22 protein-coding genes are annotated in these 21,735 nt (G+C 42.4%); 6 read left to right on the top strand and 16 right to left on the bottom strand.

What is annotated here, in order from left to right; genetic code table 11:
• Positions 1-139 precede the first annotated feature (139 nt).
• The 3 genes from trmD to rpsP all read right to left on the bottom strand — a co-directional run bounded on the left by trmD (position 140) and on the right by rpsP (position 1,965).
• Positions 140-904, bottom strand: coding sequence for a tRNA (guanosine(37)-N1)-methyltransferase TrmD (trmD, locus tag AS194_RS00370; RefSeq protein WP_058023514.1), 765 nt, complete (start codon positions 902-904; stop codon positions 140-142).
• A gap of 92 nt (positions 905-996) precedes the next feature.
• Positions 997-1,530 carry a ribosome maturation factor RimM gene (rimM, locus tag AS194_RS00365; RefSeq protein ID WP_058023513.1) on the bottom strand — a complete coding sequence of 178 codons (534 nt, stop codon included), beginning with the start codon at positions 1,528-1,530 and terminating at the stop codon, positions 997-999.
• 165 nt (positions 1,531-1,695) lie between these two features.
• Positions 1,696-1,965 (bottom strand): 30S ribosomal protein S16, encoded by a 270-nt coding sequence (gene rpsP / locus AS194_RS00360; RefSeq protein WP_021812802.1) that lies wholly within the window; start codon positions 1,963-1,965, stop codon positions 1,696-1,698.
• A 437-nt stretch (positions 1,966-2,402) separates the two neighbouring features.
• Between rpsP and AS194_RS00355 the strand changes: the two genes are divergently transcribed.
• Positions 2,403-3,887, top strand: a complete 1,485-nt coding sequence (locus AS194_RS00355) for an ATP-binding protein (protein WP_058023512.1) — start codon at positions 2,403-2,405, stop codon at positions 3,885-3,887.
• 33 nt (positions 3,888-3,920) lie between these two features.
• On the opposite strand, the gene AS194_RS00350 is transcribed toward AS194_RS00355, so the two are convergent.
• The 13 genes from AS194_RS00350 to AS194_RS00290 form a co-directional block, all read right to left on the bottom strand.
• Positions 3,921-4,100, bottom strand: a complete 180-nt coding sequence (locus AS194_RS00350; RefSeq protein ID WP_058023511.1) for a hypothetical protein — start codon at positions 4,098-4,100, stop codon at positions 3,921-3,923.
• Positions 4,101-4,241: 141 nt separating this feature from the next.
• Positions 4,242-5,930, bottom strand: coding sequence for an ATP-binding protein (locus AS194_RS00345; protein ID WP_058023510.1), 1,689 nt, complete (start codon positions 5,928-5,930; stop codon positions 4,242-4,244).
• 319 nt (positions 5,931-6,249) lie between these two features.
• Positions 6,250-6,966, bottom strand: a complete 717-nt coding sequence (locus tag AS194_RS00340) for a response regulator (RefSeq protein ID WP_058023509.1) — start codon at positions 6,964-6,966, stop codon at positions 6,250-6,252.
• Positions 6,967-7,585: 619 nt separating this feature from the next.
• Positions 7,586-8,002 (bottom strand): F0F1 ATP synthase subunit epsilon, encoded by a 417-nt coding sequence (locus tag AS194_RS00335; RefSeq protein WP_058023508.1) that lies wholly within the window; start codon positions 8,000-8,002, stop codon positions 7,586-7,588.
• Positions 8,003-8,117: 115 nt separating this feature from the next.
• Positions 8,118-9,551, bottom strand: coding sequence for a F0F1 ATP synthase subunit beta (gene atpD / locus AS194_RS00330; RefSeq protein WP_058023507.1), 1,434 nt, complete (start codon positions 9,549-9,551; stop codon positions 8,118-8,120).
• A gap of 38 nt (positions 9,552-9,589) precedes the next feature.
• Positions 9,590-10,471: a F0F1 ATP synthase subunit gamma gene (gene atpG / locus AS194_RS00325; RefSeq protein WP_058023506.1), complete on the bottom strand. Its 882-nt coding sequence runs from the start codon at positions 10,469-10,471 to the stop codon at positions 9,590-9,592.
• A gap of 209 nt (positions 10,472-10,680) precedes the next feature.
• Positions 10,681-12,225 carry a F0F1 ATP synthase subunit alpha gene (atpA, locus tag AS194_RS00320; protein ID WP_058023505.1) on the bottom strand — a complete coding sequence of 515 codons (1,545 nt, stop codon included), beginning with the start codon at positions 12,223-12,225 and terminating at the stop codon, positions 10,681-10,683.
• 93 nt (positions 12,226-12,318) lie between these two features.
• Positions 12,319-12,942 carry a F0F1 ATP synthase subunit delta gene (locus AS194_RS00315; RefSeq protein ID WP_058023504.1) on the bottom strand — a complete coding sequence of 208 codons (624 nt, stop codon included), beginning with the start codon at positions 12,940-12,942 and terminating at the stop codon, positions 12,319-12,321.
• Between the two features lie 13 nt (positions 12,943-12,955).
• Complete coding sequence (locus tag AS194_RS00310) at positions 12,956-13,426, bottom strand: F0F1 ATP synthase subunit B (RefSeq protein WP_058023503.1); 471 nt, start codon at positions 13,424-13,426, stop codon at positions 12,956-12,958.
• A 117-nt stretch (positions 13,427-13,543) separates the two neighbouring features.
• Positions 13,544-13,792 (bottom strand): F0F1 ATP synthase subunit C, encoded by a 249-nt coding sequence (gene atpE, locus AS194_RS00305; protein WP_010197960.1) that lies wholly within the window; start codon positions 13,790-13,792, stop codon positions 13,544-13,546.
• A 33-nt stretch (positions 13,793-13,825) separates the two neighbouring features.
• A complete protein-coding gene (gene atpB, locus AS194_RS00300) occupies positions 13,826-14,692 on the bottom strand; it encodes a F0F1 ATP synthase subunit A (protein ID WP_058023502.1) in 867 nt (288 codons plus the stop codon).
• Between the two features lie 680 nt (positions 14,693-15,372).
• Positions 15,373-15,771 carry an ATP synthase subunit I gene (locus AS194_RS00295; protein WP_058023501.1) on the bottom strand — a complete coding sequence of 133 codons (399 nt, stop codon included), beginning with the start codon at positions 15,769-15,771 and terminating at the stop codon, positions 15,373-15,375.
• Positions 15,772-16,057: 286 nt separating this feature from the next.
• Positions 16,058-16,939, bottom strand: coding sequence for a metal ABC transporter solute-binding protein, Zn/Mn family (locus tag AS194_RS00290; RefSeq protein WP_058023500.1), 882 nt, complete (start codon positions 16,937-16,939; stop codon positions 16,058-16,060).
• A gap of 199 nt (positions 16,940-17,138) precedes the next feature.
• Between AS194_RS00290 and AS194_RS00285 the strand changes: the two genes are divergently transcribed.
• From AS194_RS00285 to dksA, 5 genes are all read left to right on the top strand, one after another.
• Positions 17,139-17,717, top strand: a complete 579-nt coding sequence (locus tag AS194_RS00285; RefSeq protein ID WP_058023499.1) for a Fur family transcriptional regulator — start codon at positions 17,139-17,141, stop codon at positions 17,715-17,717.
• 91 nt (positions 17,718-17,808) lie between these two features.
• The gene (locus tag AS194_RS00280) at positions 17,809-18,606 is read left to right on the top strand and encodes a metal ABC transporter ATP-binding protein (protein WP_083499546.1); all 798 of its coding nucleotides are present in this window, start codon (positions 17,809-17,811) and stop codon (positions 18,604-18,606) included.
• A 125-nt stretch (positions 18,607-18,731) separates the two neighbouring features.
• Positions 18,732-19,547 carry a metal ABC transporter permease gene (locus AS194_RS00275; RefSeq protein WP_058023498.1) on the top strand — a complete coding sequence of 272 codons (816 nt, stop codon included), beginning with the start codon at positions 18,732-18,734 and terminating at the stop codon, positions 19,545-19,547.
• Positions 19,548-19,795: 248 nt separating this feature from the next.
• A complete protein-coding gene (locus AS194_RS00270; RefSeq protein ID WP_058023497.1) occupies positions 19,796-20,638 on the top strand; it encodes a metallophosphoesterase in 843 nt (280 codons plus the stop codon).
• A gap of 472 nt (positions 20,639-21,110) precedes the next feature.
• Positions 21,111-21,548, top strand: a complete 438-nt coding sequence (dksA, locus tag AS194_RS00265) for an RNA polymerase-binding protein DksA (protein ID WP_058023496.1) — start codon at positions 21,111-21,113, stop codon at positions 21,546-21,548.
• Positions 21,549-21,735: the final 187 nt, after the last annotated feature.

The raw sequence follows: 21,735 nt of genomic DNA, 5'->3' as shown, positions 1-21,735 counted from the left end.
GTATCTCTTTATAATAAGACACAACGTAAATGGGTTATAACCAACGGCCACAATATGATGACTCGTTTTATTATTGCTCAAAATTCTGTTTGTTAACTGTTTATCAGGCTTAATGACAATAAAGCTTGATTTTAACACTCTACTTTTTATCTGCTTTTGCCAGTGCTTTAAGCCACTTTGCCTGCTCTGCCGTTGGAATAAACGCTTGCCATAAGTCTGGACGACGCGCTTGCGTACGACTGACTTGCTGAGCAAAACGCCACTTGGCGATATTGGCATGGTGTCCTGACAGTAACACTTCAGGAACCGCCATACCCGCAAACTCATGCGGCTTGGTATAGTGTGGACAATCAAGCAAGCCATCGACAAACGAGTCTTGCTCTGCTGACTTGTCATCCCCCATGATATCGGGCAGACGACGTATCACACTATCCATCAGCACCATCGCTGGTAGCTCACCACCAGTCAACACATAATCGCCCAATGATACTTCCATATCGACGTACTGTGACAGCAGACGCTCATCAATACCTTCATAACGACCGCATAATAAAATCATGCCATCGTAATCCGTCATACCGACGACGCTACTCTCACTAAGCGTTTGCCCTTGCGGTGACATATAAATCACCGGACAGTGCTCACTATCGACACGGCAGCCATACTGACTGGCACGCAAGCGTGCATCCTCAATGGCTTTCGATAATGGCTCAGCCATCATCACCATTCCAGGACCGCCACCATAGGGGCGCTCGTCAATACGGCGATAGTTATCAGTGGTATAATCACGTGGATTAATGCATTCAATCGTTACTTGCTCTTGAGTCACTGCCCGTCCCGTGATTCCAAACTCACGAATCGTGGCAAACATCTCAGGAAAAATACTAATAACGGCAAAATACATCTGATGTCTACTTGCATTGAGACTAAAACAATCGGTGTGACTATTAATAAATTCTGACTAAAAAGCCAGAAGCGATATCACCAGAGGCAATATTAATAATCACTTGGCCATGCCACAAGTACGGTTTTTTCAGTCGTATCGACTTCTATCACCGTTTGCTTATGCCATGGAATTAAGCGCTCTTCATTGTCCAAACTGTCTGAATTTGCTGCCACGCGCATGATGTCGTGGGCACCAGTTTCAAACATTTCAGTGATATTGCCTAGATACTCGTTCTGCTCGTTCATCACGCGCATACCGACCAAATCCGACCAATAATATTCGTCTTCAGCTGTTTCCGGCAAGACATTTTGTTCGACCCAAACGGTAACACCGTTCATGGTCTCAGCAACATTGCGATCAGGAATCTGCTCAAATTGAGCCACAAGTCCTGTGCCTTGCTCACGCCAAGCTTTCACAGTCAAAGGTTTCATGCCAGTAGCAGTTTTCATCCACCACGGCTTCATGTCGAATATTGCTGTACGATCATCCGTATCGCTAAATACCCAAAGCCAACCTTTGATGCCATAAGGCTTCTTAAGTTGACCAATTTTCATGAGATCACTAGCATTTGGAGTGGATGACATAGCACCTAACCTAACAATGATTAAAACAGCAATTACAAAAGCAATTGTGTCAAAAGCGATAAACAGTTAATTGCGCACCCTGGTCAGACCAGTTACGCTATGTGTTCTAAAGTCTACTGAATCAGCTTGTAATAAGACTACGAGCGGCTCAATAACAACGGAAACTTAAGCAGTTGCTTCAGTTTGTGCTGCAGACTTGTTGTAAGCTTTTGCTAATGAAGCAACGCGATCTGAAGGTTGTGCACCTTTTGCGATCCACGCATTGTACGCTTCCATGTTTAGGCGTACTGCTTCTTCAGACTCTTTAGCGAGTGGGTTAAAAAAGCCGATGTTTTCAATATAGCGACCATCACGCGCGCGGCGTTGATCAGCAACAACTACTTGATAAAATGGGCGTTTCTTGGCACCGCCCCGTGCTAAACGAATAACAACCATGTGAATTCTCTCTTTCGCAGGTATACCAAAAAGGGCATAATTATATCACAGTCTTGATTTATTGAAAACATAAACTGTGCTTATTTAATTATTTATTAACAATAGCTTAAATACCCGTCTATGTAAAACATAATCGAGCATAACCTTGCGTTTTATACAATTATTAAGGACGATCTATTTTAATCAGTTAGTAAAATATACCGCGCTTTAGATTTGTTATTATTAAAATATTGGAGAGGCACATAACAAACTGCTTAAATGAATAGCGTCACAGTAAGATTCATCGATTATGCTATTCTATGGTGTGTTGAAGTAGACTGGCACACCCTACTCTCAGCCGCCATGTTTAGAAATAACCCGCTCTTTCTCCAAAATACAATTGCGGCTTAACTCAAAACCAAATTTAATCAGACATTTTCTTAATCTGCTGGATTTATATGATTACTCCAAACTCAAAGCCCCGTCGCAAAGGTTGGCTGCCACGTTCTTATTCCAATACTTGGCTGACAACCTTGATGGTCGCTTTTATTGTTCTCATAAGTGTGAGTTTGTCGATTTTATTCTTTTGGCGCAGTCTTTATCTGCCAGAACTCAAAAACCATGCGCGTTATTTGACAAGTGAGCTGCGATTAATCAATAGTGTAAATAAAGACTGGCAATATCGTCCTGATATCCGCCAATGGGTGTATCAACATTCTCATGTCGTGGTGGTGAACAACCCCAGTGACTTTCCAGAGGTGGCTGACAAAGCATTTGTGAGCTTCTTTACTGATGTACTTCAGTATGAGATTGGTGCACAGCTGGGTCGACCTGTCGAAGTTTATTTCAAGTTCAAACCAACACCGCAGCTTTGGGTACAGGACAGCCGCGATGACAGTTTCTGGATTCGTGAGCCAGTGGTTTATTACTCGCAGTACAGCCCAACATTGCTCATATTGTTTTTGATTGGATTGCCTATCTTATCGCTGCTAACGATTATTTTGTTAGCTAGGCAATTGAACCGCCCTTTACGTTATCTACAACGTGCAGCGACTAACTATATTCGTCTGGGTCATGCGACCACACTGCCAACGCAAAAAGGCCCTACCGAGATACGTCAAGTAAATATGGCTTTCAACCGTCTATTTACAACATTAAATCAAGCCCAAAAAGAGCGAACCATCATGCTCGCTGGTATCTCACATGACCTGAGGACACCATTAACTCGTATGCGTTTGACTGCTGAGATGCTACCAGATGATTTTTTTCGTGAAGGGCTAATTTACGACATTGAGGATATGGATGCGATTTTGGAGCAGTTCATCTCATTTATGAAAGACGGCTCCGATGAGCCAGTTAGCTTGACCAATTTGGACACGATATTTAATGAGATCATGGTGCAGTTCGCACCCATGAAGTTCGTTTATCAATCAGAGTGTCACAAGGTCATTCCTGTACGCCCCTTATCCATCAAGCGTCTCATCATCAACCTGATCAATAACGCCAATCGTTATGGCAAACCGCCGATTTATCTATCAGCCACGGTGATACCAACATTTATAGAAACGGTTGAAGAAGAAGATAGCGATGTCGTCAGTGAGAACGTTGTCAATAAAGAAGCACAAGAGCAACTGATGATTTGTGTGCGTGACTGCGGTGACGGTGTGGCAGAGGATCAATTGGAGCGTATCATGCAGCCATTTGAGCGTGGGGAGACCGCACGTACTACCCAAGGTAGCGGTCTAGGGCTAGCCATTGTAGATCGCATTGCACGGTTACATCATGGCACAGTTGAGGCCATCAATCATCCCGATGGTGGGCTGCAAGTATGTGTGCGTATACCCCTACTCTCTAAAGTTGCTGGAGACAATACTTTGGCTGCTGATGCAGTCGATGACACATCTAAAGTCGATAGTATTACATCGAATGCAGACAACTCTTAACACTATAGCTCAGACAAACCCTGCGTGGATAAATTAATCTTTGCTACCAATGATAGGCGGAATATATTCAGCACTATTAGTAAATGCTAATGGCTGAGTAATTTCTTCTTTGGCTGTCTTTAGCGTTTGGGTTGTTGATGGCTGCTTTAGAAACAAGTAGTAACCCAGCGTAATCGCATTCAATAGCACCAAGCCACCAAATAAATATGGCATCCTTTGCCTCCTATATTGTCAAACTACCCTAGAATAAGCTGCTGCAAGCATGACACCTGATTATCAAAATATTGGTAATCAGGTTCGTTTAATGATGATAATTTTTTACTTGTTATCATTGTTCAGTATTATTCAGCATTGTTATTTAGTGTCAAAATCGCGTTCGCTTTTTTCTTGCGTCAATTCATCAGCAGCCAAAACTTGTGTCAGCGGCTTGATAGGCCATGTCATTACGAATCTTGCGCCGCCAAGATCTCGGCTCTCATCTACTTTCATACTACCATTAAACCAAAAGGCAATGCGCGATACAATAGACAGACCTAGGCCGTAGCCGCCTGATGCTCGTGTACGGCTATCATCCAAGCGCGAAAACGGTATAAATACTTTTTCACGATCAGCCTCAGGAATACCATGACCGTCATCTTCGACGCTAACGAAAGCATTGCCCTTTTTAACACCAGCACTCACGATAATAGTAGTTTCAGCATAACGTAAAGCATTACCTGCAAGATTCTGAATCACACGGTGCAGATAGCGTCGATCAGCAATCGCGGTTACTTTCGCATTTGGCAAGTTGGTCACTATTTTAATCGGCTTACCTAGTGCATTGGTCTCACGCTCAATCTGCTGTAGCAGCTCTCTGAGATTTACTGGTTCTAAATCTAATTTTGGCGAGCCTTCTTCGAGCTTGGCATAAGTCAAAATCTCATCAATCAAGCCATTAAGTGATTCGATATCTTCATCGATATAGTCACGCTGCATAAACCGTGAATCTTCGTCATCAGTATCAGCCAGCATATCTACCGCAAATCGAATACGAGCAACTGGCGTACGAAGCTCATGTGATACGGCTCGCGTGAGCTCTCGTTGCGACTCAATCAAACGCTTTATATGTGACGTCATTGCGTTAAAGGTGGCTGATAAACGTGCGATCTCATCTTGACCAATTACTTGTACTTGAATATCAAGGTTGCCTTTACTCACCTCATTAACACCAACTTGAATCAGCTGTAGCTTGCGCTCAAGTGGGAAAATAAGCGCATAAACACCCAAACTGATTAAAAACATACTAATCAGGATCATACTAATAATCAAATTAAGTGGAAACCAGTTAAATAAGGGTACAGGCCCTATCAAGACTGCCATATCATTGATTTCAGACGGAACCACTATCTTGATGGCCGAGCTACTGGTACTACTATTAGGGTCTTGTAATGAGATGACCACTTCATCGCGGCGTAGGCGTGACATTTGATCTGAATCTAAATCGAGCGTGTTAACAGGCACAAATGCCAGAGGAAAAGAAAATTTCTCCTCAAGTTCGGCCAAGCGTGCACGTTTATCAGACAAGGTGACTTCATAAGACAAATCGTCCAATAAAAAGACAGCAATTGCTCTGACTTGCTGCTCCGTAACCTCCGATATCCGTGCTGTTAGGACATTCTCATTATCCGGCAAGCGATAATAAACATCTGCATACACAGGCTGTTCGACGTAACGAACGACAGTATTATCATTTTTAAAGCGTCGTAGCTCGCTGGCAGTAAAATCTACTTCATCAATAGGTATGATTTTAAAATTTGCACCAAACAAACTACTGGCATCAGACAACCAGTATTCCCGCTCTTCTGCAGTGTTTTGGTGAGAGATACCTTCGCTCACCAGATGAAAAGCCCCCATTGCCATGTTTTCACGATAGGACTGTACACGCTCCTTATTGATAGTACCCATCAATAACTGCGCAAACAATGCTACGCACAAACAGACTATGAGTAGTCCAGCATAGATACGAACAAAAATACTGTGTTTTAAAGAAGAGACTAATGACATACGTGCCGTGACCAACTTAATAGATAAAAACTGCTGACATCATCTAGCATATAATCGCTGCTATGTAATTGATATCGAACACTGTTGAATAGGATTATCAGACGCTAAATGGTACATTTTAATGGATGTGCAATGATCATCCAAACAGAATAGACATTTTATGCATTTAGTTCGCGTCTATAATAAGTGCTTAATTAAACCACATAACACCGCATTTAAGTTCAAAAATTAGAATTTAGCCACAAAAAAAACCAGCAACTAGGCTGGTTTTTTTGTGAAGTGATTCTCAATATTTCATGATTATATGAATCAGTTCGACCTAGTTACCTTCTTTCACAAATAGATAACCCTTACTACGTACCGTCTTAATACGTTTTGGATTTTCTGGATCATCACCGATTTTTGGACGGATACGTGAGATACGTACATCGATTGAGCGATCTTGTCCATCATACTCAATACCGCGTAGACGCTCAAAAATATCTTCACGAGATAAGATACGACCTGCGTTAGACGCAAGTAACCATAGTAGATCGTATTCTGCACTGGTGAAATCAACCAATTCGTCACCTAGATTGACTGAACGACCACCGTTGTCGATGACTAGCTCGCCAAACTCTAGACGCTGTGGCACATCTTCTGATGGTGCATTTTCTGAACGACGTAGCAAAGCACGAATACGGGCAAGCAATACACGTGGCTGAGCAGGCTTGGCGACATAATCGTCAGCACCCATCTCAAGACCTAATACTTGATCCATATCTTCAGTACGGGCAGTCAACATCAAAATCGGATTTTGATAATGTGGACGCACTTCACGGCATACGGTCAGACCATCGCTACCAGGAAGCATAACATCAAGTACGACCATGTCTGGTTGCTCATTGACGATACGGCGAATAGCGCGGTTACCATCAGTTTCAATTGCTACTTCTAAACCATTTTTGACCAAGTAATCTTGAGTCAACATGGCCAGACGCTCATCATCTTCAACAATCAAGATTCGGGGGGTGTTGTCTTCTTCAGTCGTTGTCATTGTTATATCCTCTAATACATCTAATTTAAAAGCAGTAAAAGTAAGAGCGGTAAAAATTAATAGCACCATAAAGTGGCACAATCGATGTTCGTATAGCTGTTACAAACTTAGCAGCACAGTATACTATTAAACGTGTCGCTTCCTATACTATAGCTGATAGTCGTTAACAAAACCTATAAACTACATCGACTAAAACTTTAGTTTACGTCCAAAAATAATGTCATATATTTCTGCATTAGCTAATGGTTTTACTTTTACAGACTACTTAATATTTAAGTACATATGAATTATCAAATGAATGATTAAGGTTGCTCAAATATACTCAATCATCGCTGTTTATTTACGATGTTCCATTATCTAATATAACGACATATTACGATTGTCGCCAGTAACTTTTCGGAATATTCTAATATTGTTTCCCTCAATCATAGATGAACCATTTTGCTTTAAAAAATAGAGAATTCATTTATTCATACCTCAGAGCTTATCGAGGTCAATCATAATGAAGTGAATCAATCATTAACCAGCAGACATAAAAAAACAGCCCATTGTAGGCTGTTTTCTTATCATTACTTGAAACAGTAAACTAAAGCGAATATTTACGGTTATCAGTAATAAATTACGCGCGGTTTTTATACTTACGAATAGTCTGTAATTGTCCTACTGACTCTGCAAGTGAGGCCAAAGCCGCATTGGTTTGTAATGTATCAGATTGATTGACCAGCATTTGCTCCGCTTTTTTGCGTGCCTCAACGATTTTGCTTTCGTCAAGATTATGCGCACGCATAGCAGTATCAGCCAATACAGTAACCATTTTTGGTTGTACTTCTAATACGCCACCTGAAACATAGATCACTTCTTCTTCGCCGTTTGCTTTTTGCACTCGCATTGCACCCGGTTTTAGCAAAGTAATCAGCGGTGTGTGACCTGGCAATACACCAATCTCGCCTTCGGTACCAGTAGCTATTAACATGCTAATTTCGCCTGAATACAACTCTTCACGAGCACTTACGACGCGACATTGTAACGTTGCCATACTTAACTCCTTACCATCAAAGCGCAATCAAAAAACAGTAAACACTGCGATGCGTTACTAAAGAGTAGATATAAAATTTATATTATACCTACTCATTAACTCATGCTCATACAACTTACGCTGCAGAAGACTTCATTTTTTCAGCTTTAGCAACAACTTCATCGATGCTACCAGCCATATAGAACGCTTGTTCTGGCAGGTCATCATACTCACCTGCGATGATTGCTTTAAAGCTAGCAATGGTATCACGTAGTGGTACGTATTTACCAGGTGCACCCGTAAAGACTTCAGCGACGTGGAATGGCTGAGACAAGAAGCGCTGAATCTTACGAGCGCGATAAACAACCAATTTATCTTCTTCTGATAGCTCATCCATACCCAAGATAGCAATGATGTCTTTAAGCTCTTTATAACGCTGCAATACTTCCTGAACACCACGAGCAACGTTGTAATGCTCTTCACCGATAACTTGTGGATCTAGCTGACGCGACGTCGAATCTAGTGGATCAACCGCAGGATAGATACCCTGTGATGCGATATCACGGCTTAGTACGACTGTTGCATCCAAGTGAGCAAACGTTGTAGCAGGTGATGGATCGGTCAAATCATCCGCAGGTACGTATACGGCCTGAACTGACGTAATAGAACCTGACTGCGTTGACGTAATACGTTCTTGCAGTAAGCCCATCTCTTCAGCGAGTGTTGGCTGATAACCAACCGCTGATGGCATACGGCCAAGTAGTGCTGATACTTCTGTACCCGCTAGTGTATAGCGGTAGATGTTATCAACAAACAACAGTACGTCACGACCTTTGCCAGTAACAGGATCTTTGGTATCACGGAAGTACTCAGCCATGGTCAAACCAGACAATGCAACGCGTAAACGGTTACCTGGTGGCTCATTCATCTGGCCATATACCATTGCTACTTTAGACTTACTAAAGTCTTCAGTGTTTACAACGCCAGCTTCCTGCATTTCGTGATAGAAATCGTTACCCTCACGAGTACGCTCACCAACACCAGCAAATACTGACAAACCTTCATGTTTTAGAGCGATGTTGTTGATCAGCTCCATCATGTTAACGGTCTTACCAACACCAGCACCACCGAACAGACCAACTTTACCACCTTTAGCAAACGGGCAAAGTAGATCAATAACTTTAATACCCGTCTCTAGTAGCTCAGTGCTGTTTGATTGCTCCGCATAACTTGGTGCTTCACGGTGGATAGACCATTTATCGTCAGCAGTAACAGGACCTTCTTCATCGATAGGACGACCAAGAACATCCATGATGCGACCTAGCGTACCAGTACCTACAGGCACAGAAATCGGTGCACCAGTATTAGTAACAGGTAGGTTACGCTTTAAACCTTCGGTTGAACCCATTGCAATAGTACGTACGATACCATCACCTAGCTGTTGCTGCACTTCTAGGGTGGTTTCGGTACCATCTACTTGCAAGGCATCAAAAATTTGAGGAACTTCATTACGGTTGAACTCAACGTCAAGAACCGCGCCAATAATCTGTACAATACGACCGCTACTCATTGCGTTCTCCTTGAACTTCTATATATAGGTGTAGTCAATTATGAAACAGCAGCAGCACCGCCAACGATTTCCGAGATTTCTCGGGTAATCGCCGCTTGACGCAGCTTGTTATAAACCAACTGTAAATCGTTAATAAGGTCACCAGCATTATCTGTTGCCGCTTTCATCGCGACCATACGTGAAGACTGCTCAGAGGCAATGTTTTCCATTACCGCTTGATAAACAATCGACTCGATATAGCGACCAAGCAATTCATCAATCAACGTCTTGATGTCAGGCTCGTAGATATAATCCCAGCTAAGTTCTGTCTGTAGACCACTGTCTTCATCACCAAATGACTGCTCTGGTAGAGGTACCAACTGATTAACCGTTGGCTTCTGAGTCATCGCATTGACGAATCGGTTGTAGACGACATAAATACGGTCAAGTTTACCGTTACTATAGTCCTCAAGCATGGCTTGAACCGGTGCATTTAATTGCTCAAACGTTGGTTTGTCACCATAATCGGTCACAGCCGATGTAACATTACCACCAAAGTTTTTGAAGAAGCTGACACCTTTGGCACCGATGACTGCAAACTCAGCTTGTACTGACTGATCTTGATAATCTTGGATACTTTTAGTTAAAGCTTTGAATAAGTTAATATTCAAACCACCCGCTAGGCCACGGTCAGAGGTGATGACAATATAGCCAACCTTATTGACTGGACGCGATACCATATACGGATGTTTGTAGTCTGATGAGGCATGCACCAAATGCGAAATAACCCGGCGCATACTATCAGCATACGGGCGACCCACTTCCATGCGCTCTTGAGCACGGCGCATCTTGCTCGCTGCTACCATTTGCATGGCACGAGTGATTTTCTGGGTGCTTTTAATACTGGTGACTTTGGCACGTATCTCTTTTAAGCTTGCCATAATGATTCCAATATAAGAGGGTTAAAAAGCATTGGCGCATGCAACAATCATTTGATATACAACATCACTTTTATAGAATAACATTTTATATCTTGTGGCATTACGCGATCTAATACCGATCATGGTTAAGACAGTGGCGCCAATATCTAGTCAGACAACGCGCCACTTTTCAAACGACAATCATAACCACTTCGGCTTAACCCGTTAAATTAATAACTGTGATTTTGTTTAAAGGTCTCTAACGCTGACTTTAAACGACCTGCGATATCATCATTGTAGTTCGCAGTGTCATCAATCTCACGCATCAATTCACTTTGTTCATCATGCATATAGCGCAAGTACGCTTCTTCGAAAGAACCAATCTTTTCGACAGGTACGTCAGCTAAGAAACCTTCGTTTGATGCATAGATAACCGCCGCTTGCTCAGAGATTGACATTGGCTGATACTGCTTTTGCTTCATCAATTCAGTAACACGCTCACCATGATCAAGCTGTTCACGAGTTGCGTCATCAAGATCTGAGGCAAACTGAGCAAATGCTGCTAATTCACGATACTGAGCTAGTGCGGTACGAATACCACCAGAAAGCTTTTTGATGATCTTAGTCTGAGCAGAACCACCAACACGCGATACCGAGATACCAGCGTTGACTGCTGGACGGATACCTGAGGCGAATAAGCTAGACTCTAGGAAGATCTGACCATCAGTGATCGAAATGACGTTGGTTGGTACGAATGCAGATACGTCACCTGCTTGTGTTTCGATGATTGGTAGTGCGGTTAAAGAACCAGTTTTACCTTTCACTTCACCGTTAGTGAACTTTTCTACGTAATCCGCGTTTACGCGTGATGCACGCTCAAGTAAACGTGAGTGTAAATAGAATACATCACCAGGATAGGCTTCACGACCTGGCGGACGACGTAATAGTAGTGAAATCTGACGATAAGCAACGGCTTGTTTTGATAAATCATCAAATACAATCAGTGCATCTTCACCGCGGTCACGGAAGTATTCGCCCATCGTACAACCTGAGTAAGGCGCGATGTACTGAAGTGCTGCAGGCTCTGACGCTGAAGCTACCACAACAGTGGTGTATTCTAATGCGCCAGTTTGCTCAAGCTTACGTACCACGTTAGCGATGGTCGAACGTTTCTGACCGATAGCCACGTATACACACTTAATGCCTGAAGCTTTCTGTGCGATGATCGCATCGATAGCCATTGCTGTTTTACCAGTCTGACGGTCACCAATGATAAGCTCACGCTGACCACGACCGATTGGGATCATAGTATCAACGGCTTTATAACCGGTCATCACTGGCTGATCTACTGACTGACGATCGATAACACCAGGGGCGATCTTTTCAACTTTGTCAGTCATCTTGGCATCGATAGGACCTTTGCCATCAATAGGATTACCCAAAGCGTCAACAACACGGCCTAGCAGCTCAGGACCTACGGGTACTTCAAGAATGCGACCAGTACAATAGGCTTTTTGACCTTCTTGTAATTTTAGGAAGTCACCTAGTACTACTGCACCAACAGAATCACGCTCTAAGTTAAGCGCCATTCCGTAGACTTCACCTTCAAACTCAATCATTTCGCCGTACATGGCATCTTCAAGACCATGAATCTGCACGATACCGTCAGATACTTTGACAATCGTGCCTTCATTCTTTGCAGTTGCACCCGCATCAAGGTCTTGAATACGCTGCTTAATCAGGTTACTGATTTCCGCTGGATTCAATTGTTGCATTGCCTTGTTTCCTTTAATTTATGATAACCCGCCCACTGACTCAAATGCTCTTACTGTCACGCAGACACTATATGACTGCGTCGATAAATGGCATTAGGCAGTTAGCTGTGTTTTTAACTGTTGTAACTTGCCGCGCATCGAATCATCAATGATTTTGTCACCGACTTTGATTGTAGCGCCTGCCAATAAACTTGGGTCCACTGATTCATGAATGACTATGCTTGCATTTAGTGATGTAGCAAGACGCGTTTGCAGCATTTGACGCTGTTCATCAGTCAATGGGTAGGCAGAAGTCACATATGCGTCAAGCTGCTTTAAGCTTATTGCCTTGTGACGGCGATAATGCTCATAAACTTCAGGAAGCAGCGCCAGACGCTCTTGTTGCGCCAACTGCTTAACAAAATTATTGAGCTGGGGTGATACTTTAGGGTAGCTAATACTGTTACCGTAGCGAGAACCTTTGCTCTCGCCCAGTAGCTGTTTAAAAGCAGAGTCGCTATCACCGGCTACTTGTGAGTCATAAAGATCGACCAAAGCAGCTGACTTATGCTCAGCAGAAACAGCTGGATTGTCTAGCCAAGTACTGAACGACTTGTCATTGACAACAGTGCTAGCGACAAGTAAGAAATCTTCCCACTCGTGTACAGCGCCGTTTTCATTGGCATAGTCAAACGCGGCTTTAGCGTACGGTCGTGCTAAGGTTGATAAGTCAGCCATTATATCCTCACAATTACAGCTTCGCCGCCAGTTGGTCTAACATACTGGCATGTTTTTGCACATCGACTTTGTCTTGCAAAATCTTCTCTGCACCAAGTACAGCCAGTTCAGCAACTTGGGCACGTAATGATTCACGCGCTTGATTGATTTCTTGGTCGATAGACGCTTGCGCTTGTTGACGAATGCGCTCACCTTCCGCTTGGGCTTGTGATTTTGCATCTTCGATGAGCTGATTGGCACTCTTGTTTGCTTGCTCGATTAGGGCAGCGGCCTTGGTCTTTGCAAGATCAAGTTCCTGCTGGACATTTTGCTCCGCGGTTGCCAAATCTGCTTTTGCTTTTTCTGCGGCATTCAAACCTTCAGCGATTTTACGCTGACGCTCATTGATGGCACCGATAAGTGGTGGCCACACGAATTTCATGCAAAAAATCACAAATATTGCAAAAGCAATGGCTTGACCGACGAGGGTAAAATTGATATTCACGTGATCACCTCTTTGTTAATGAAAAATCAGTTTCATTGATCATGTTTGGTAGTCAAATCTTGACTATATTTAATAGAAAACCCTTGAGCACCAAACATGTACAACTGAGCTTTCGGATTAACCTGCTAGAGGGTTAGCGAACAACAATAGCATAGCAATACCAACACCGATCATCGGAATAGCATCCAAAAGACCTGCTACGATGAACATACGAGTTTGCAACTGTGAGCCAAGCTCTGGTTGACGAGCAACGCCTTCTAAGAATTTACCACCTAGAATAGCAAAACCAATACCTGTGCCAAGTGCGCCAAGACCGATAAGTAGTGCTACTGCGATAACTGTGTAACCACCTAATACTGGATCCATTGATGTATCCTCATTTACCTATTGAATGTCTAATTAATGTTCAGTTGATGATGCAAGCGACATATAAACTATCGTCAGCATCATGAATACGAACGCTTGAAGTGTAATAACTAAGATGTGGAAAATAGCCCACGGTACCGATAACGCCCATTGAATCCAAAACGGCATTAGAGCAATCAGTATGAAAATCAATTCTCCAGCATACATGTTACCAAACAGACGCAAACCAAGTGATACAGGTTTTGCTATTAAGGTAACTGCTTCTAGGATGAAGTTGATGGGGATCAAAATTGCTTGTACGATTGGGTTTTTGGCACTAAATGGGTGTAGTGTTAACTCACCAATAAAGCCGCCCAACCCTTTTTCTTTAATGCTATAAAAGATAATCAGTGCAAAGACAGAGAACGACATGCCAAGCGTGATGTTAGGATCAGTCGTTGGAACAATCTTAAAGAAAACATGATGGGGATCATGACCCATAGCAGCGCCAACTTGGCCAGCTAAACCTGGAATAAAATCAACAGGGATCAAATCCATCAAGTTCATCAAGAAGATCCAAACAAAAATAGTCAACGCCAATGGCGCAATCAATTTTGATGTACCACTGTACGAATCACGAACGTTGTTATCAACAAACTCAACGATCATCTCAACCGCTGCTTGAGTTTTGCTTGGTACGCCTGAAGTAACCTTTTTGGCAACCATCCAAAAGATGGTACAAAATAAAATACCCAGACCCACTGACCATAGCATAGAATCAAGATGGATAGCGTTAAAGCCCATTTGCGCTGCTTCTTCAGCAGTATGAGCGACTTTCCAACCTTCGCCCGGCAGATAACCGTACGTCCAATTCGTTAAGTGGTGAGAGATATATTCTGATGATGTTTGCTCGGATGCCATAATGTAAGCTTCTTATTAATCAACGATTTAATCAACTACCAAAAATATGGTTGTCATCTGATGGGGCCTAATATCTCTATTTGTCCTGCAATTCAGCAAACAAATAAGTCATACTAAAGCGCCCATGTAACCAACAACATCCAACCCATAGTTCTATTACTAATGCTATATTTGATAACTTGACATAAATTTTAGCTATCAAAAAAGGGCTTATGATAACTCAGTAATAGCCCTTGCATGTATACGCAAAATTATTATATATGTGCTTGTCTACTGGCCGTTTTTTACGACCGGCGCTTAGTGTAGCGCTTATAAACAAAATATTTAGCTGCCTATATTAATGCAGCGTAGTATTCGTGTAAAGTCAATTATGATTTTATTATCCAATGTATGAATAAGTTATCTGACAATAACGGCCACTAATATAGTTAGTCGTCCATAACTAAACTGTAAAAATTCAATCATCAATGATATTAGTAGCTAAATTGACTCTACCCTATCAATGTGTCGCTGCATACTGCACCTGACATAGAGGCTCATACGTCGATTTTTATAATCAATGGTGCTGTCATAAGACAGTTTTGTACTTTGACTTTTGAACTAGTCATAGAGAAGTTGGACGGCAGGGTGACTTGCCAGTACTATGAATAAATTATCTATATAGCGATTATTTATTAGTGCTAGCGTATATGCCACAACATCCAACTGTGACTAATTTGCATTACCATAAAACCGATAAATAGCGCAGGTGCCGATAGGGGTTGTACGGTAATAAAAATTAGTGCGAAACCAAACACAGTCAACAGCCATTTAGCCATCTGACCTCGATATAGCTGGCTAACGATATGTTGGCGCGCGCGATATCCAGTGTACCAAAAGATAAAAAAAGCAAAAACGGCTTGAGTCGTAAAACTGAGCAGTGCACCAATGGCGGCGCTTTTTGTTACAGTAAGCTCACTACGTAACCAAATCGTATCTATAATCCAAGCAATAATGATAAGGATAAACAATATCCATGCTTGCCGTTTGATATAGATGCCTATTTTATCTTTTTGCGTGCGTTTGGCAGGCTTGGTCATCGATATTCCTATAGCCTTTCAGCATTGGGATAATATAGCATACTTACAACACTTTTATCCGTAAATGACTTACTCTACAGGCATTATCTTTAAACCAAAATAAAACGCCACTTATTATAAGGAGACAGCCACTATTAAGCAAGTAAAATATGACTTTTATCAGTCACCTAACGCAACCTACTGGTATTGCTATGTTACGTAGCCGTACCAGATACTTGAAAAACAGCTGTCTCACTCTTTTTAAAACTTTAGCTTATAGAACAACCCTGACGAATAGATTCCTATTCTATGATATACATTGGTGGATTTGCTGAGCCATTTCTGTCCATCCTTCTACAAAGTCTTCGCTATCGCTCATGTCTTCGATTTGGACAGTGGTATTGATAAGCTGCAATTTGACAAGCAATCCTTTGCTAGCGGTGCTCTGATTGACTAAGCACATTTGTTTGGTTGGACGATTATCATTAAGCCAGCGCAATTGACTTGCTTTTGGGGCAAGGTGATGGTCTGGGCTTAAGCTACCTGCCAGCTTTATTTTTGTGGCATTTTCAATATATTGATAGGCATCGTGATAGGCCCAATAAGGACGCTGTTTTTGTGTGGATTGCTGTATCTTCGCTACAGCATTGTCCATACGCTGTGCAAATTTTTTGGCGTTGGCTTGGTAGGTGCTTTTATACTTTGGATTGGCATGGCTATGAATAACAGCTAAGGCACGAGTAATGGCCTTTGCATTTTCAGGATCGAGCCAGATATGTGGATCAAACGTGCCCGCAATAGGCTTTCCTTGAATATCACGAAGAGGATGTCGAGTAAAAGCATCAAAAGCAAATAAATCAATAGCATTAGGTGCCATCTCTAAACTGCCAGTCAGGCTGTTTTCTAATAAGGGACCAAACCAAACCACAAATTTACTGTCTTGAATGGCTTTCTTATCACTTGGACTAATACTGCCATGATGCCCCACATCGCCAGCTTGTAAAATTTGGTTAGCAGAAGGCGTGCCTTCCGTTACGGCTTGACTGAGTAAAAACATGGGATGATTGCTGACACTGACCGTTGCTGCGTGCGCGCTTAATGTAAAAGAGCCTAAGACTACCAATCCTGTAATCAGTAAGCGCTGTAACGTAATGATTGAGCGTCGTAAATAAGTAAAAGCAGAGTTCATAGTAAGCTCTTTAATCAATGAGTAACAAAGTTATGAGTCACAGTGTCGTGCCGCATCATTGGATAAAAAATGATCAATATATATAAGCGATGTGAGACAACTGATTCAACTTTACGTTTATTATGTTATACTATAACAATAGAAAACGCTATCATAAAAAACGTCATGCGATTACCATGCTATTTTGGGAGCCTGTACTATGTCTACTACCTCATCGAATTGCGAACATTTACATGATGTGCAAGATTTGACTCCGCATGACGTTATTGAACGCTTAGCAGCAGCAAAAGAGCACTGTCGTCTGAGTGGGGCACGTTTTACCCCTTTGCGCCAGCAGATATATCAGCTGGTTTTAGAGTCTGATCAACCTGTTGGTGCTTATGACTTAATCACGCAATTGCAGCAAATGCGCCTCTTTGAGATGGATGATAGTGATACGCTAAAAGCATCAGGCTTATCAAAGCAATCTGTAGAAAAACCATCAACCAAAAAGCGAGCACCAAAAAATGTTGCGCCGCCGACGGTTTACCGCAGCTTAGAGTTTTTACTAAGTGAAGGGTTGATTCATCAATTAACGTCTATCAATGCTTATGTTCCTTGCTGCCATCCCAGAGCACAGCACACGGCTGCCTTTTTAATCTGCGATCAGTGTCAGCGAGTTCAAGAATGTAGCAGCTTACCAGTACAAGAAATGATGAGTTTCGCTGAACAAGATGTCGGTTTTACGGTTGAGCGTAGTGTTATTGAGCTGAGTGGTCGTTGCCAAGTTTGCCAGTAAGATTTATTGAGGCTCTTTGGTTGCCTGAAAAGTACGTCGCTGTCCTTGATTGTTTATTTGTATTATCCATTTACCTATTCGTTGTTATCCTATGAGCCTGTCTACCTCACCCTCTAACCAGTCGACTACTGCTATTGTGAATAGTAGTACCACGAATGAAGCTGGCAAACTGCTGAGCTTGAACGACGTCAGCTACCATATCGGGCATCAACGTTTGCTTTCACATATTGATATCGATATTGCAATCAATGAGACCGTCAGTATTATCGGACCTAATGGTGCGGGTAAGTCAACGTTGGTTAAGCTTATTTTGGGTCTTATCGAATCCACAAAAGGCAGTATCACAGCTCATCAACAGCTACAGCTTGGCTATGTACCGCAGCGATTCGCTGTGCCGCCCATATTGCCGCTGCGCGTCTGCGATTTGTTGGGACAAGCAGATAAGAGACGCCTTACCGCTGAGCAGCGACAGTTTATCTTTGATAATTTATCACTAACGCATTTATTGTCACGACAAATGCTGCACTTATCAGGTGGTGAGACGCAGCGAGTGCTACTGGCAAGGGCGCTATTAGATAAGCCCAATTTACTTATTCTAGATGAACCGATGCAGGGTCTCGATCCTGATACCGAGGTTTGGTTATATCAATTTATCGATGAGTTGCCGGAGTTTTTGCGCTGTGCGATGCTGGTAGTATCACATGATCTGCACTGGGTGATGAAGGGCAGTCGCCGTGTCATTTGTCTCAACAAGCACATTTGCTGTGAAGGACAACCAAGCGAGCTTGCTATGAGCTCTGAGTTTCAAAAGCTATTTGGTCATCATTATGAGCAGCCATATGTGCATCAGCCACATGCTTGCGAGCATCATGCACCAAGCGAGCTATAACGATAATGACCAAAAACAATGATGAACTAAATCGAAAATAGCTAACATCAAATTCGTTAAAGCTAGCGTTACCAGACCGATAGACAGCACTAACTTTTCTTATAAAAATTTTACGGACACTTCTTATGACCGCTTGGTTAGCCATTATTGCACCTGCTTGGATCGCTGGCAGTATTTTAGCCCTACTATCAGCGCCTTTAGGATGCTTAGTCTTGTGGCGACGCATGGCATTCTTTGCCGATGCTTTAGCACATGGTACCTTGCTTGGAGTCGCACTTGCTGCTTGGTGGCAGTTGCCCATGGGTATAGGTGTGGCATTGGTTAGTGCAGCGGTGGTGCTGTGTCTGGTACTGATGGACGATGACCGTCTGCCAGCTGATGCCGTGCTTGCGGTGGTAGCCGTCACGCTGTTATGTCTGGGGCTATTGACTTTAACGCAGCTGACCAATCAACAAGCCAATGTCTTAGGGTTTTTATTTGGCAATTTACTTGAACTGGACTGGGCGGATTTGCCACTACTCGCTGGTAGTGTACTGGCTGGATTGGGGCTACTATTGTATATTTGGCCCGCTCAAATAAAACTTGCAACTCATGAAGCATTAGCTCGCATTCAAGGCATTAATCCGACCCGCCAGCGACTATTTTTTATGGGTGTTCTTGCAGGGTTCTGTGCGATTGCGCTACAAGCTGTTGGAAGCTTATTGATCAGTGGTTTATTGGTATTACCTGCACTAACGGCACGCTTATGGTCTTCATCACCAAAACAAATGGTGATCACAGCGTTTATCATTGCGCAGCTCGGCGTGACGCTTGGCGTGTGGGGAAGTATCTGGCTAGATATCCAGACTGGACTCTCTATCGTATTGATATTAGCGATATTGTTTTTTATCGCGCTAATGGTTTCGAAGCTAGCCAAAATAAAATTTCGGTCAGCGCGCTAGCGTGCTGATATATAGGCTATAGCAGCATTATATGTTTCCTTTAGTCAACTTTATTTCATTAATATCACTAGAGCTTTCATTGGCTTTATGTTATAAACTTGCTTTACCATTATTTGTACCGATTCACTATATGACTCGTCATTAATTAGTGTTAATAATAGATTAATATAATTTTGAAAATAGTAGATCATTTATCCATATTCGTTCTCGCAATGACCATTGTTTTGATTCGATAAGGGACCGACCCAATGCCGAACTATCCCGTCAATAAAATCAGCACGTCCGATGAGCAGATAAATATTTTACAAATTACTGATTTGCATCTATCTACGCCTGTCGCTGCTGATACTGACAGTAGTCATGTCAATGAGGTGGGTGATTGTCAGCGTAATTTTGAAGCTGTACTACAGCAAGCACTGAATGAAGATATTCGCTGTGATTTGATTATCGTGACTGGCGATCTGGTCAGTAAAGTAAAGCCCGCCACCTATGATCATATCTTTGATGTACTACAGGCAACCCAAATTCCTTTTGTATGTATCGCTGGCAATCACGATGTGACTGATGAGAATGGTGAAGACTTGCCGTTTTTTCAGCGGACACTCATTGCCCAGCCTGCTGACTCACGCTTACTCAGTCGGCACATCATTGAGAGTGATCACTGGCAGCTACTGTTATTAGACTCGTCTATCACAGGAAAAGTGGCAGGTGAGATAACCACTACAGATATTGATTGGTTATGCAAACGGCTTGAGGCATGTGATAAGCCTGCGCTTATCGCCCTACACCATCACCTCATCCCAGTAGATTCTGACTGGATTGACACCCATATGGCGCAAAACGCTGAAACTTTTTGGGAGTATATGGCGCCTTTTGAGCATTTACAGGTAATCATTAGCGGTCATACTCACCAAGAGCAGATTCGTTATCGTCAAGGTGTGACTGTTTATAGCACGCCATCTACCTGCTATCAATTTAAACCTTATTCGCATGATTTTGCTTACGATGAAGCTTGCTTGCCTGGTTACCGCTGGTTGCAATTAGCCAACAATGGAAAGGTTGCAAGCTGGATTGAAAGACTGGATACTTAATGCCCATATTTATTGGTGCATAAAATAGCTATAGCGCTTACACGTCAAGGATTTAGTACCTATTAACTGAAGTGGCACTAGAGAGTAGATTAAGAAAAAATGAGATCAGGATAAAAAATAACTTCATTATTATTAAAAACAATGATACAACTTGTAAAATGAAGCGAAATAACCTGATATCTCATATTAGTCAGCAATATAGTAGCTAAAATCGTTTTTCACAGTCAGTCATTTACCACATGATTGCAGCCATGCTATTGAACGAAAATTTTGCATCGCAGTATACCTAAGCAATGGTGTGTCGATACCGATAGACCAGCATAACGATATTATTTGATCAGCTGTGTTACTTGTGTTACCAAGTGGTAAAACGTTTGATAAAAGGACAAATTATAGCGTTTGTAAAACTGATAACGTCTTGTCTTTTGATACGTCGTTTTATTGAATTAATTTGAAAAAGTAGGATACCCATATGAGCACCGTGACCACAAATCCAAGTGAAGTCAAGTTTACTCCTTATGTGCCAGCCCCAGACGAAGAGTATATGTCTGATGCACAGTTAGAACATTTTAAGGCGATTTTGTTGGAATGGAAAAACCAACTGATTGGCGAAGCGGATCGTACCAAAAGCTACATCCAAGACGAATCAAGCGCCATGCCTGATATCAATGACCGTGCAACTCAAGAAGAAGAGTTTGCGCTAGCCTTGCGCACACGCGACCGTGAACGCAAACTTATCCGCAAAATCGACAAGTCCATGCTAGAAATCGAAAATGATGACTATGGATTTTGTGAAACTTGTGGCGTAGAGATTGGTTTGCGCCGTCTTGAAGCACGTCCAACAGCGACCCAATGTATCGACTGCAAGACTTTGTCTGAGATTAAAGAACGCCAAAACCAAGGCGCTTAAATCAGATAGAACTAAGATGACTGTAAAACAAAGCGACCCTATGAGTGGTCGCTTTTTGCATTTTAGACGACCGTTTAGATGACTGCCTCTTCACGCAAACGCTCCCCCTACTCTGTGTTGAGTAGAGGGAGCGTTGGTGAAATGTTGCCTTTGCTCACGAAACAATCTCATTTAATAAATATCTTTT

The sequence above is a fragment of the Psychrobacter piscatorii genome (assembly GCF_001444505.1).
Classification (GTDB): Bacteria; Pseudomonadota; Gammaproteobacteria; order Pseudomonadales; family Moraxellaceae; genus Psychrobacter; species Psychrobacter piscatorii_B.
Note: the sequence above shows the minus strand (reverse complement) of the source record. Positions and strands in the feature narration are given on the sequence as shown.